This is a genomic window from Kurthia sp. Dielmo, from assembly GCF_000307285.2.
Lineage (GTDB): Bacteria > Bacillota > Bacilli > Bacillales_A > Planococcaceae > Kurthia > Kurthia populi.
In genome coordinates this window covers 87,516-101,330 of record NZ_HE578964.1, presented here as the reverse complement: position 1 = coordinate 101,330, position 13,815 = coordinate 87,516, and the positions used below count along the sequence as shown (strand labels likewise).

Genomic DNA, 13,815 nt, shown 5'->3' with positions numbered 1-13,815 from the left:
AATGGAAAGTTTACTAAGTGTAAAGCATGTAACGACGGCTTTTGATACAGAGCATGGGAAAGTTACCAGTACATCTGATGTTAGCTTTGATGTAAAGCATGGTGAAACGCTCGCTATCGTAGGCGAGTCGGGTAGTGGTAAAAGCGTTACGGCACTTTCCATCATGCGTCTCTTAGGGAAGAATGGGCATATTGCAGAAGGAGAAGTACGGTTAAATGGCGTTGATTTAGCAAAATTATCAGATGCAGACATGCAGAAACTGCGTGGTAATGACGTATCGATGATCTTCCAAGAGCCGATGACGGCACTAAACCCAGTCCTGACGATTGGCTATCAATTAGTCGAGGCTATTCGTCTGCATATGCCACTCGATAAAAAAGAAGCAAAAAAACTCGCAATCGAAATGCTTACAAAGGTAGGCATCCCTCAAGCAGAGCGCGTGATTAAACAATTCCCGTTCGCTTTATCTGGTGGGATGCGCCAGCGCGTCATGATTGCGATGGCGCTCGTTTGTAAGCCCAAGCTTTTAATTGCGGATGAACCAACAACAGCACTTGATGTGACCGTGCAGGCTCAAATTATTCGCCTGCTACATGCATTATGTAAAGAGTATGACACAGCCGTTATGCTCATTACCCATGACTTAGGTGTTGTTGCTGAAATGGCTGACCGCGTCGTTGTCATGTATGCAGGGCAAGTCGTAGAAACGACTGATGTCTATACATTATTTGAACAACCGCTTCATCCGTATACAGTAGGGCTACTCAACTCGATTCCATCGATGGATTTCGATGACAAGGAATTACAAGCCATTCCAGGAACCATTCCCTCAAATTATAATGCGCTTCCTGGCTGCCGTTTTGCGAATCGTTGTCCACTTGCGACGGAGTATTGCCACAGCAATAAACCAGAGCTAATGGATACCGGTGACGGGCATTTAACACGCTGCTTTGAATGGCGTAAGCTTCAGCAAGGAGGACATCTACAATGAGCCAACAGACGAAGACGCCATTATTAACCGTTAAAAACGTCAAAACGTATTACCCGGTAAAAACGGGCTTTATGAATTTACAAAAGAGTTATGTACGAGCAGTTGATGATGTATCCTTTGAGGTTTATGAAGGGGAGACACTCGGATTAGTTGGAGAATCAGGCTGTGGTAAATCGACGCTAGGACGTACGATTATCGGCCTAGAACCACTAACAGATGGCACGATTTTATTCGACGGAAAGCCGATGAATTTTCGTACGGACCGCGTAAGCCTAAGCAAGCAAATCCAAATCGTTTTTCAGGACCCGTATTCTTCACTGAATCCACGTCTGACGATTGGGGATTTATTAGCAGAGCCACTGACGGTGCATAAAATCGTGCCGCATCATGAAATCCAGCAAGAGGTTAGTCGTTTACTAGCGCTTGTTGGTTTATCGGATTCGGCAAAATCGCGCTATCCACATGAGTTCTCAGGTGGTCAGCGTCAGCGTATTGGTATTGCACGAGCACTAGCGCTTCGCCCACGACTAATTATTTGTGACGAGCCGGTATCTGCGCTCGATGTATCGATTCAAGCTCAAATTATGAACCTCTTTAAAAAATTACAGCGTGAGCTTGGCCTAACGTATTTATTTATTGCGCATGGTCTTGGCGCTGTAAAATATATTTCTGATCGCATTGCGGTCATGTTTGCTGGCAAGATTGTTGAAATGGGCACAACCGAAGAAATTTTTAAAAATCCTCAACATGAATATACGAAAAAATTACTCGGTGCCTATCCAATTCCAGATCCGAAAAAACGTAGTATTTTAACAAAACCATAGGAGGGGAATTTGCATGTTTGGTTATATTTTACGTCGTTTACTCATCGCAGTCCCTGTCCTATTTGGGGTAACGATTATTAATTTTATTATTATGCGTATGGCACCGGGGAATCCGATTGATATGCTTGTCAGTCCAAAGCTCCCCGATGCGGCGCGTGAGGCCAAGGCTATTGAACTTGGCTTGAATGACCCAGTGTATATGCAGTACTGGAACTGGTTGAAAAATCTCGTGATGCACGGCGACCTTGGTTATTCAATGTACACATCTGAGCCAGTTGTATCGATGATTTTAGAGCGCATGGGGCCGACATTAATTTTAATGGGCACCGCGCTTGTACTTGGTTTATTAATTGCCATTCCACTTGGGATTTTAAGTGCCACAAAACAATATTCAAAACTTGATTATATTTTCGTCACAGGGTCATTTTTAGGGATTTCAATTCCGAACTTCTTCTTAGGCTTAATTCTTGTTTATGTCTTTGCGGTTCAACTGAACTGGTTGCCATCAGGCGGTATGAAGGAAGTTGGCGCTGATGGAGGATTTGGTACATTACTTATGCATATGATTTTACCAATCATCGTGTTAGTAGCGAATGTGGCAGGGCGTAATATCCGCTATGTTCGTTCAAGTATGCTCGAGATTTTAGGACAGGATTATTTACGTACAGCACGTGCGAAAGGATTGAAAGAAGTATTCGTCGTCAATCGCCATGCACTACGTAATGCGCTAATTCCAATTGTTACAATCATCGGTTTAGAAATTCCGATTTTATTCGGTGGCGCGGTTGTCATCGAGCAAATTTTCTCATGGCCAGGTATTGGTCAATTGACACTCTCATCTATTATGAATCGTGATTACTCAACATTAATGGGCTTAAACCTTGTTGCAGCCTTCGTTGTTATCGCAGCAAATATTTTAACAGATATTGTGTATGCCTTCGTTGACCCACGTATTCGAAAAAGCTATGTTGGGGGTGCGAAATAGTGAGTCTCTTTAAGCGTTACTTTAATAAAAAGAAATATGATGCAGCGCACACGGTGACATGGTCAGAGGATATGCCATCGAAGGGTTTGTTTTTCAAACGCTTTAAAAAGCATAAGCTTGCGGTCATTGGCTTCTTTTACTTAGCTATTATTTTATTAGCAGCCATCTTCGCACCGCTTCTTGCACCATATAATCCAAATGAAATTACCGATGCTTTCGGTGAGGGGCCTTCAATGGCGCACTGGCTCGGTACAGATGATATCGGCCGAGATATTTTAAGCCGCGTTCTTTATGCAGCACGTGTCTCGCTATCTGTCGGTATCGGTGCCGTCGTTATTTCTTCTGCGATTGGGGCTGTACTCGGTTTAATTGCCGGTTATTTTGGCGGTATTATCGATGGCATTATTATGCGAATTACCGACATTTTCATGTCATTCCCATATATTATGTTTATCCTTGTTGTTGCAAGTATCGTAGGACCTGGACTGACAAATATTATTCTTATACTCGGGATTCTTGGCTGGCCAGGCATCGCGCGTCTTGTGCGAGGAAATGTACTCGCCATTAAACAATCTGATTATGTGAAAGCAGGCATGGCGCTTGGCTATAGCACACCACGTATATTATTTAAGCACATCCTGCCAAATACCATCGCACCGATTTTAATTTATGCGACGTCAGGTGTGGCGGGTGCTATTTTAGATGAAGCCGCATTAAGTTTCTTAGGGCTTGGCGTACAGCCACCCGATGCGAGCTGGGGGAATATGTTGTCGAGTGCACAATCCATTACGATTTTGACCGACCAACCATGGCTATGGATTCCACCAGGTATTTTCATTTTACTCACAGTATTATCGATCAACTATATCGGTGATGCACTGCGTGATGCGCTTGATCCACGTAATGTAAAATAGCTCCTTCAAGGAAGCTAAGACAGATTTGTCTTAGCTTCTTTTTTATTAGATAACAAGATTTTAATCCTAATATAACGGCGATTTATTAGGTGTGACGGTTTATATAGATAAAATAAGAGCTAGGGGAAATGAATACGGGGATAAAGTAGCAGTAGCACTCATGGTAGGCTTGTTAGTTGTATTGGTAAGCAATCTCATCATGACATACATATGCTTCCAATTTTCACAATGGATTGAACCATTTAGATATAGCGCGCTATAAGAAATTTCTTGAAAAATCAATTGGGAGTGAGCGCTACTAGAAGCCACAATCAACCGTTTCGTTTTATAATAAGGTTAATAGGAGGCGTTTTAGATGAAATTTATGCATATACTAGGATTCGTTGTCGGTATTTTAACCGTACTTGATATTCAACAAAAAGGAATGGGCTATAAGATGTTGCCATCCAAAACACAAAAATGCTTAACAAAAATCTTCGCTAAATAAGGTATGTTTTTAAAAGTAGGCCACGCAACTAGAGTGCATGACCTACTTTTTTAATGCGTTTATGCTCGTTTAAAGAGATTAGCTGTAGAATTTAGCTGATTATATCCTATAAAAAGCATATAATAGAGAAAAAAGTAATAAGAGGTGGCGCCAATGAATGTCATTAGTTTACGAAACAATGTAAATATAGTAGGGCAAGGGAATCAACTGTTAATATTTGCCCATGGTTTTGGTTGTGAGCAGTCGATGTGGCAATACATTACTCCTGCTTTTCTGTCGGAGTATAAAATTGTATTATTTGATTATGTAGGGGCAGGCAATTCAGATTTAGCAGCTTATAACGCAAGCTATCGCACTGCTGATGGCTATGTACAAGATGTATTAAATATTATCGATGAGTTTCAATTAGAAGACGTTATTTTTATCGGTCATTCTGTTAGCTCGATGATCGGTATGTTAGCAGCGATTGAGCGTCCAGAAGCATTCAAAAAAGTGATCATGATTGGGCCATCTCCTTGTTATTTAAATGATGGAGACTATGAAGGTGGCTTCGATGAAGAAGACATCCAAGAGCTTTTACAAACGATGGAAATGAACTTTAGCGGCTGGGCGAGCTATATGGCACCTTTTGCACTTGGACAAGAAAATAACACACCTAATGTTCAAAATCTAGAGCGTGTTTTTGTATCACAAAATCCACATATTGCACGTGAATTTGCAGATATGACCTTTCATTTAGATTGTCGTAGTCGTTTACATGAAATGACGGTGCCATCAGTGATTTTACAATGTGCAGAGGATAGTATTGTGCCAGGTCCAATCGGACATTATTTACATGAGCATTTGCCGCATAGTTCGTTTGAGATATTAGATGTGAAAGGACATTACCCACATATTAGTCATCCAGAGGTGACCATTGAACGTCTGAAACATTATATAAAAGAGGGATAAGCGATGGATATTCGTTTGAAAAAAGCACCATGTGGCTTTTTAAGTACGAACGATGAAGGCAAAATAACAGAAGTGAATGAGACATTTTTACGTTGGACGGATTATACAGAGCACCAACTACTCGGAAAGCATATCGAGTTTTTGCTGAGTCCAACGAATAAGCTACTGTTCCATTCGTACTTCTATCCGGCGATTCAACTTAAAAATCTTGTAGAAGAATTTTTTATTTCGATGCGTGATAAAAACAAAAAAGCCGTACCACTTTTAATGAATGCCAAACGTTATATTCGTGATGGTGAAGAGGTTATTGATTATATGATGATGAAAATGCAGCATCGCTTGGAATATGAGCGCGAGGTGCAATCATTAAAAATCCAAGCAGAAGAAGCGTACGAAAAGAAATCACAAGCGTTTGATCATCTCGAGGAAATCTATGCAGAAATTGAACAAAAGCAAAATGAGCTCATGGCAATTAATTTAGGTCTGATTGAATTATCGAATACAGATAAGCTGACAGGACTCTATAATCGCCGCTACTTTAGCCAAAAGATGAGTGAATTTATTCGTGCCTTTGACATGGAATCTGTGCAATTTTCATTACTTATTATTGATATTGATCACTTCAAGCGTGTGAATGACACATATGGTCATCAAGTAGGGGATATTGTCCTTGAACAACTTGCCAAGCTTTTAAAGGAAACGGTTAGTGAGCAAGGCATTGTTTGTCGATTTGGTGGTGAGGAGTTCACGATTATTTTGATTGGTCATAATGAACAAATCGCACATAATATTATTGAGCGTGTGCAACAAAAAGAATGGCCAGCAATTGGCGACTTAACAGTGAGTGTTGGCATGGCGAAATTCACAGCGCGCGATAATGAGCAGACGATTATTGAGCGCGCAGATAAGGCACTCTATTCATCGAAAGAAAATGGACGTAACCGCGTCACTGTATTTGAACACTAAAAGGAGGAATGGCGATTGACGCGATTCCTCCTTTTTGTATGCTATTTACGGACGATAAAGCTTAAATGACGTCCGGCTTTTTTATCTTGTCGATAAGAGAAGCCCTGCGCACTTTTGAAAGTACACACATCCTCTATCGTAATATTCGCTGCAGGAATACCTGCCAGCTCACATTGCTTTTTCACCGTTAATTGATTATCGATATGATATTTCTCAGTCGCGTCTTTGAAGTACATAAAGTCATCTGCATATCCAAGTGCTTTAAATTTAGTATAGACATCCGCATCAACCTCAAATTTTTCCTGACTAAGCGCTGTACCGATATGTACATGCACATTTTGTAAGTCTACATTTTCTGCCTCACGTAAATGCGTGAATGTCTTGAGTGAAATTTCCTTCACTGTACCTTGCCAGCCGGAATGAATTGCACCCACAAGTGTTGAGTCCGTCGCATAAAATAGTACAGGCACACAGTCCGCTGTAAAGGAGCTAAGGACAATATTTGGCTCAAATGTATAAAGTGCATCCGTCTCCGGAATCGCATCCTCTGCGCGTAGCGTGCCGCGTCCTTTATCCTCAGCAGTTACTTTATAGTAAGTTGCACTATGTGTTTGATTTGCGCAGACAAAATCTTGTAAGGAATGCCCAATAGTCGCCGCAAGTGCTTCGCGGTTTTTAATAATATTTTCAGGGTTCTCACAAACATGAAGTGCCATATTATTCTGTTCAAGCTGCGTATCATCTTGCAAAGAAATGCCCATTAAAAGCTTGGCATCGTTTTTATAAATCGTCGTTGTCATCCAATCACCTCTACTTCTATTATATTATGATTCATCGCTAATTTTCGCGTTTTTAATTTCATAGCGCGCTTTTTTAGGACGTTCAAGCGGCGTGATATTAATGATGAAATAGCCAATGATTAGAAGGAGCACAACCGCACCATACAATAATGTATGCATTGCGCTAGAGTGGTCGATAATAATTAAACGAATCATAGCCGTAATACCGATGTAAATGAAATAACGAAGAGGGAAATGATAATCTTCCTTAAAGTATTTTACAATCATTGTGATGAACTCAAAGTATAAGAAGAATGCTAAAACGTTCGCTAGAAACTCTTCGTGCGTATGTTTGGAATCTTTCTCAAACAATAGAATATCTGCAAAAATAAAAATCTCTTTTGCCATTAATAGTACTAAAAAGATTGATAAACCAACTAATGAGACATTTAAAATCCACTGTAATACTTTTGGGAAGACAACTTTAAATTCTGTACTTTTCATAAATTTCGCCTCGCTTTCATTGTTCTTAAAATAATTTTCACATAAAGAAAAAGAATGTGCAAAGCATACATATTTTGTAAGCGTTTTTAATTTTGAAGAAATATTTTGACTTTTTAATTTTAGATGTTATAATTCTTATAAGATAACTTGGTATTAACAAAAAGGGAGCGATAGACATGAATACGAATACATTTTTCCGTACCACAAAAGCGAATACATTTACAGTACGCAAATTTTTCAAACACGTTGCATCAGATATGGAAGCGCAATTACGTGAATGGGATGAAAACTTCTCTGTAGAAGTAGAAACGTGGAGAACGTATACATTGTCGGTGACAAACGGTGCACAGAAATTCCGTGTTGCACTATCAAAAAATGAAGTGGAATTGTTACAACATGCGCACCCTTATGCCCTTGATGAAAAGCTATGGACATCGCTTGAAAAACAAGGATTAGAAGTCCAAGATATTAGCGAATATATGTACATCATTTTAAATTATGATTTATATCGTCGCGATCGTTTACGCGTCGCACGTTAATAAAAAAATTGAAATCCCCCCGATTTCATTTAGATTTGAATAGAACAAAAGAGGCTAGGATCTAAAAACCCTAAGCCTCTTTTTTGTTAGATTTTAAATTGTGTAATGGAATGTTCAAGTGATGCGGCAAGTAGTGCAAGACGCTTCATTTCAGCCTGCATATCATTCATTGAATGCAGTGTATTCTGAGCAGAGGCCGTCACTTCCTCCGTCATTGCATTCGTCGTTTGGGCATGGCTTGAGACATTGTCGATACTATTCGCTAATTGGTCGGTAACAGAAGCGATTTCTTCCGTTGTAGCAGACACCCCTTCAAGCTTTGGTGTCATGCTTTCCATTTGCGTCATAATATTAGCGAAGCGTTGCTCAGCTGTTTGTGTAACGCTGACCCCTTCATCTACTTTTTGTAGCGTGGTCGCCATTTGCTCAACAGATTGTTTCGTACTTGTTTGGATTGTCGTAACGAGTGCGGCAATTTGATTGGCAGAATGCTGTGAGCTTTCAGCAAGCTTACGAACTTCATCTGCAACAACAGCAAATCCTTTGCCGTGTTCACCAGCACGTGCCGCTTCAATGGAAGCATTGAGAGCGAGTAAATTCGTTTGATCGGCAATTTCCTTAATCATATCAAGCATTTTTCCAATTTCAGCGGTATGCGTATGCAGTGTATGAATTTGCGCATTCGACATCGTTACAGAGTCTTTAATGCCTTCCATTGTCGACACAGCCTCATAAATCGCTTGCTGTCCTGAGTGAGCATGCTGTAGTGAAGTTGTTGAAAATTCGGTAACATCTGTTATGCTCTGTGCAATTGTTGTAACACCTTTCGCAACGTCATTTATCGAATAAGAGGCTTCTTGTAAATCATTCGCCTGACGCTCTGTCGTTTCACTGACCTGTGTAATGGCGGTCGTCACATCCGTTGTGCTCAGCATATTTTGTGCAATATGTTGCTCCATTTCTACACTCGATTGTGTCACTTGCTGCGTATTTTCACCAACATTACGTACAAGCGTCGCTAAATTATCCTTCATCTCATTTAATGTCATCGCAAGTTGACCTACTTCATTGCGACTTGTCACATCGGTTGATACCGTTAAATCACCGTGTCGCATTTGGTCCGCCTTCTGTGCCATCGTTTGCAGTGGGCGTGTAATCGAGCGAACAAGCCATAAAATAATGGCAAGGCTAATAAGAATCACAACGATTGCAAAGAAAATATTTATTACCGCAATGCTTTTCGCAGCCTCTGTTGTTTCGGATTTATATAGGGTGCTCATGACTTTCCAGCCAGTCGCAGAGTTTGTGGCATATAAAGTAATTGTCTCTTCTTGTTCAAATTGCCCCTTCGCTTCTTTTAACTGTGAAGAGAGGGTACTCGAGACTGCCTCACCACCATCATGCTTTTTGTCGGCAATGTAGCGATTCGATAAATCAATAATAGAGGTATAGCCATGGTCACCAATTTTGACGCTACTCGCAATATCTCCAAGTTTTGAAATCGACATATCAATGCCAATAACACCGCTATTATCAGCAAGTTTTTTTGATAAGGTAACGACTAAATCACCACTCGTTTTTGAAATGTATGGGTCTGTAATTGTAATGTCGCTATCCTTTGCTTGCTTATACCACGGGCGTTCGCGCGGATCGTATTCAGCTTTATTATAAAGGTGATAGGGCATACGAATCATGTCCCCCTTTATGGTGCCAACATAGGCCATTGCGACTTCAGGATGCTCCTGAATATATTGTTCAAGTACAGTGCGTGCATTACTTGATTTTGAAACCGATAAATCCTTTGATGTGAGACGTTTCGATAAATACGACACATCATGTATTTTCGGCTCGATTAAATCATTGATGCTATTGTTTAGTAGCACCATATTAGAAGAAGCAGCAGTGAGCTGTTCTTCTTTAATTTGTTCTTTACTTGAGATGTACCAGAATACTCCGCTTAATAAAATAGGAATAACAATGAGTGGGAGTAAGAAAATTAACATTTTATTCCTTAATTTTGTACCTTTATCCATTGCGATGCTCCTTATTATAGTCTTAAAGTTCGTAACCAATCGTATCATAAAAAGTTGTTAATTGTTATTTATTTTAACAAAATAAAGGTATTTTAAATGACTTTTGACTCGGTTCTTAGGAATCAATGAAATAGTTATCAAAAGTGTATCCTCAAAATTTTAATAAGCTACAGACGAAATATAGTAGTTATTTATGTTTTAGCAATACAAAAAGACGCAGCCTCCCCAAGCTGCGTCTTTCTTTATATAGAGAACCCCTAAGTTTTAGTAAACCTTGTCACCATTGAAGATTGAGTTTTTAACGATTACGTAATCCACGTTGCGGATTGATTCTAATTTTGTACCACCAGCGTATGAAATCGATGATTGTAAATCTTGTTCCATTTCAATAAGTGTATCTTTTAAAGAACCTTTATGTTCTACAAACATTTTTTTACCTTCAACGTTTTTCTTTTCGCCTTTTTGGAATTCAGATGCTGAGCCGAAGTATTCTTTTACTTTTTTACCTTCAACTTCGATTGTTTCACCCGGTGATTCTTCATGTCCAGCGAATAGAGAGCCAATCATTACCATTGATGCACCGAAGCGCACTGATTTCGCGATGTCACCGTTTGTACGGATACCACCATCAGCAATGATTGGTTTTGTAGCGGCTTTAGAGCACCAACGAAGTGCCGCTAATTGCCAGCCACCCGTACCGAAACCAGTTTTGATTTTTGTGATACATACTTTACCAGGTCCGATACCTACTTTTGTTGCATCAGCGCCAGCGTTTTCAAGCTCACGCACAGCTTCTGGTGTACCAACATTCCCAGCGATAACGAAAGCGTTTGGTACTAATTTTTTAATATGTTGAATCATTGAGATAACGGCATTTGAATGACCGTGTGCGATATCAATTGTAATGAATTCAGGTGTTAAGCCTTGTTGTGCTAATTCCTCAACGAAAGCATATTCTTCGTCTTTTACACCAACACTAATAGAAGCGATTAAGCCTTTACTTTGCATATCTTTAATGAAGCCAATGCGTTTTTCAGGATTGAAGCGGTGCATGATGTAGAAGTAACCGCCTTCAGCTAATTTCGTCGCGATTGATTCGTCGATGATTGTTTGCATATTTGCAGGTACAACAGGAAGGCGGAATTTATACCCACCTAATTCTACTGATGTATCACATTCTGAGCGGCTATTTACGATACATTTAGCCGGGATTAATTGAATATCTTCGTAGTCAAATACATTATCCATTTAAAAACACTCCTAAAAGCGAATATTATTTTTTGTTTTAATTAAATTGTTCGTCCTTTGGTAATTTACAATATTTTGATAGCGCTGTCAAATGATTTTTCAGATATTTCGAGAAAAATGAACATTAGCTACGAAAAAGACGCTAAAAAGCAAAAAAATATCACAAACTCCGAAAAGAGCTTGTGACATTTTAAGTCTTATAAATACTAGCGACTATGAGGTGTTTGAAAAAATTACAAATTGCTTTGTTCGTCTACTAGCTTTTTAGTGAATTGAATAAAGTTTCGTACTGCAGGAGAAATGTAACGATCTTTTGCCCATGTGAGCTGTGTACGATGATGTACTGGCTGATTTAAAATCTTCAGTGGCACAACAGGGAAATCGAATAATGGAATGCCTATAGGTACAATAGCAACGCCAAAATTTTTACTGACTAGGTCAATAATCGACTTCTCAGCAATACCTTCAAAAACAATTGTCGGTTCAAAGCCTGCTTCGTGACAAATATAATCTGTTACTTCGCGTACAGAAGTATCTTCTTTAAAGACGATAAATTTTTCGAGCGCAAATTCATCTAAATGAACTTCTTTTTGTTTGCTAAGTGGATGATTTTTGGGTACGAGCATAATTAGCTCTTCCTCTAATATCGTATATTTTTCAATTGTTGTGTTTGCAGAAAAGGGTGAGCAAAATCCGATGTCAATTTCATCTCGGTTCAGCTGTTTTAAAATCTTTCGAGTAGTATCTTGTGATAATTTAAATTGAATATTAGGGTATTTTTCTGTGAATGCAGAAATCAACATTGGGATATAGTCAGAGCCAAGGGGTTGTGTAAATGCGAGACGAATCGTGCCATGCATTGGATTAATCAAATCCTGAATTTTATGCTCAGCAGTTTGAATTTCATTAATCGCATTTGTCGCATGCTCTAAAAAAACTTCACCGTAAGTATTTAACGTCACGCCGCGACTTTCTCGTGTGAAAAGTGGTGCACCTACTTCTTTTTCTAAGTTCTGTATTGAGCGACTAAGCGCAGACTGTGATAAATTTAAACGTTCGGCAGCGTGCGAAATGTTGCCTACTTTTGCGAGTGTTTCAAAGTATAATAATTGATAAAATTCCATGACGCACCTCCATATGTACAGTATGCATAGATAATATGCAAAAGACAATTATTTATCATACCTTGAGTAGGCGTATACTATTTCTGTTAGATGGCTCATCTTATGAGGAGCTTAAAAAGGAGATGCATAGATTGTCTACAAAAAAAGAGCCACTATGGACAAAAAGTTTTATTAACATTACGTTGATGAGCTTATTTATCTTTTTAGTGTTCTATATTTTATTAACGGCGCTGCCACTTTTTATTACAGAAAAGCTTGGAACTTCAGCAGATAAGGCAGGCTGGTTATTAACGGTATTTTTAATTTTTGCGATTATTGTACGACCGGTTGCTGGAGATTGGATTAGTCGTTTCTCTCAAAAGAAAATTTTAATTTATTCAACTACTGCGTTTTTCGTAGCTTGTTTATTTTATTTCTTCGTACATTCATTTGCCGTATTATTAGTTGTTCGTGCAATTCACGGGATTATCTTTGGAATTATTACAACCGTTAAAGGTGCCGTTAGTGCCGAGCTTATTCCGATGACACGCCGTGCAGAAGGGCTAAGTTATTATTCAATGGCAATGGGACTTGCGATGGTGCTTGGTCCTGTTATCGGTCTACAATTTGCGAGTGCATCCTCATACAATGTGATGTTTGTTATCTGTGCAGTGCTATCCGTCTTTAATGTCTTGTTAGCAATGATTATTACGATTCCTGGTGATAACGCAGACAAACACATAGCAAAAGAAAAATTCTCATTTAGCAATATTGTTGATCCGCGCACCGTTCCATACGCGGCAATGACGTTCATTTCAGCAATTGCGTATTCAAGTATTTCAGCTTTCCTATCACTTTATGCAAAAGAGTTAGATCTAGTGACAGCAGCAAGTTATTTCTTTATTGTTTATGCGGTTTGTATGTTATTATGTCGTCCGTTTGTTGGGAAAGCAGCCGATCAATATGGGCCAAAATATATCGTTTTTAGTTGCCTCGCGATTTTTGCAATCGGTTTATTTGTTCTTCAAATGACGACTGCAGGTTGGATGTTAATCGTTGCGGGTGCGATTATGGGAATTGGTTACGGCTCTATCACACCAATTTATCAAACAGAGGTCATGTCATCTGTTCCACCAGAACGCGTTGGGGTTGCAAGTTCTGTGTTCTTCAACTCAATGGATTTAGGGATGGCAGTTGGTGCAGCTGTGATGGGCATCATCGCAGGTGCGAGTAGCTATTCAACCATGTATTTAACAGCATGTATCATTATCGTCGTTGCTTTCTTCTTATATATGTACGTATCAAGGAAAGGACGTCGATATCAACAATAATGCCTGTTCGCTGCCAGCAAATAGGCATTACAACTCCATTTTCGAATGATGGAAATACTAGCGGAAAAGAGAGTAGGATTTGAGCCTACTCTCTTTTTTTACGTAAAAATAAAGAGTTTTACGATAATTAACAAAAAATTCAATTTTTTATTATGTTTAC

General features: G+C 39.3%; 14 protein-coding genes. 9 read left to right on the top strand and 5 right to left on the bottom strand.

From position 1 onward, the window contains the following. The first annotated feature begins 1 nt into the window (after position 1). From KTHG_RS19025 to KTHG_RS19000, 7 genes are all read left to right on the top strand, one after another. Positions 2-991: an ABC transporter ATP-binding protein gene (locus tag KTHG_RS19025; RefSeq protein ID WP_126992038.1), complete on the top strand. Its 990-nt coding sequence runs from the start codon at positions 2-4 to the stop codon at positions 989-991. Further along, the gene (locus tag KTHG_RS19020; RefSeq protein ID WP_139995915.1) at positions 988-1,815 is read left to right on the top strand and encodes an ABC transporter ATP-binding protein; all 828 of its coding nucleotides are present in this window, start codon (positions 988-990) and stop codon (positions 1,813-1,815) included. Before KTHG_RS19025 ends, KTHG_RS19020 begins: the two co-directional genes overlap by 4 nt. Positions 1,816-1,828: 13 nt before the next feature. After that, complete coding sequence (locus tag KTHG_RS19015) at positions 1,829-2,800, top strand: ABC transporter permease (RefSeq protein WP_126992036.1); 972 nt, start codon at positions 1,829-1,831, stop codon at positions 2,798-2,800. Next, a complete protein-coding gene (gene opp4C, locus KTHG_RS19010) occupies positions 2,800-3,714 on the top strand; it encodes an oligopeptide ABC transporter permease (RefSeq protein WP_370323637.1) in 915 nt (304 codons plus the stop codon). The genes KTHG_RS19015 and opp4C overlap by 1 nt, the downstream gene beginning before the upstream one ends. A gap of 355 nt (positions 3,715-4,069) precedes the next feature. Beyond that, positions 4,070-4,201 carry a hypothetical protein gene (locus tag KTHG_RS21985; protein WP_255411590.1) on the top strand — a complete coding sequence of 44 codons (132 nt, stop codon included), beginning with the start codon at positions 4,070-4,072 and terminating at the stop codon, positions 4,199-4,201. A gap of 153 nt (positions 4,202-4,354) precedes the next feature. Continuing rightward, the gene (locus KTHG_RS19005; RefSeq protein ID WP_126992035.1) at positions 4,355-5,152 is read left to right on the top strand and encodes an alpha/beta fold hydrolase; all 798 of its coding nucleotides are present in this window, start codon (positions 4,355-4,357) and stop codon (positions 5,150-5,152) included. A 3-nt stretch (positions 5,153-5,155) separates the two neighbouring features. Beyond that, positions 5,156-6,118: a sensor domain-containing diguanylate cyclase gene (locus KTHG_RS19000; RefSeq protein ID WP_139995913.1), complete on the top strand. Its 963-nt coding sequence runs from the start codon at positions 5,156-5,158 to the stop codon at positions 6,116-6,118. 41 nt (positions 6,119-6,159) lie between these two features. On the opposite strand, the gene pgeF is transcribed toward KTHG_RS19000, so the two are convergent. Then, complete coding sequence (gene pgeF / locus KTHG_RS18995; RefSeq protein WP_139995911.1) at positions 6,160-6,918, bottom strand: peptidoglycan editing factor PgeF; 759 nt, start codon at positions 6,916-6,918, stop codon at positions 6,160-6,162. Between the two features lie 24 nt (positions 6,919-6,942). After that, positions 6,943-7,401 (bottom strand): phosphate-starvation-inducible protein PsiE, encoded by a 459-nt coding sequence (psiE, locus tag KTHG_RS18990; RefSeq protein ID WP_126992032.1) that lies wholly within the window; start codon positions 7,399-7,401, stop codon positions 6,943-6,945. A 176-nt stretch (positions 7,402-7,577) separates the two neighbouring features. Between psiE and KTHG_RS18985 the strand changes: the two genes are divergently transcribed. After that, entirely contained in the window at positions 7,578-7,940 is a 363-nt protein-coding gene (locus KTHG_RS18985; protein WP_126992031.1) for a hypothetical protein, read from the top strand. 86 nt (positions 7,941-8,026) lie between these two features. On the opposite strand, the gene KTHG_RS18980 is transcribed toward KTHG_RS18985, so the two are convergent. The 3 genes from KTHG_RS18980 to KTHG_RS18970 form a co-directional block, all read right to left on the bottom strand. Further along, positions 8,027-9,973: a methyl-accepting chemotaxis protein gene (locus tag KTHG_RS18980; RefSeq protein WP_186439692.1), complete on the bottom strand. Its 1,947-nt coding sequence runs from the start codon at positions 9,971-9,973 to the stop codon at positions 8,027-8,029. A gap of 264 nt (positions 9,974-10,237) precedes the next feature. Next, positions 10,238-11,221: a GMP reductase gene (guaC, locus tag KTHG_RS18975; RefSeq protein WP_139995907.1), complete on the bottom strand. Its 984-nt coding sequence runs from the start codon at positions 11,219-11,221 to the stop codon at positions 10,238-10,240. Between the two features lie 233 nt (positions 11,222-11,454). Continuing rightward, positions 11,455-12,345, bottom strand: a complete 891-nt coding sequence (locus KTHG_RS18970; protein ID WP_139995906.1) for a LysR substrate-binding domain-containing protein — start codon at positions 12,343-12,345, stop codon at positions 11,455-11,457. Positions 12,346-12,476: 131 nt separating this feature from the next. On the opposite strand from KTHG_RS18970, the gene KTHG_RS18965 reads away from it, so the two are divergent. Then, entirely contained in the window at positions 12,477-13,655 is a 1,179-nt protein-coding gene (locus KTHG_RS18965) for an MFS transporter (protein WP_139995904.1), read from the top strand. The last annotated feature ends 160 nt before the right edge of the window (positions 13,656-13,815 follow it).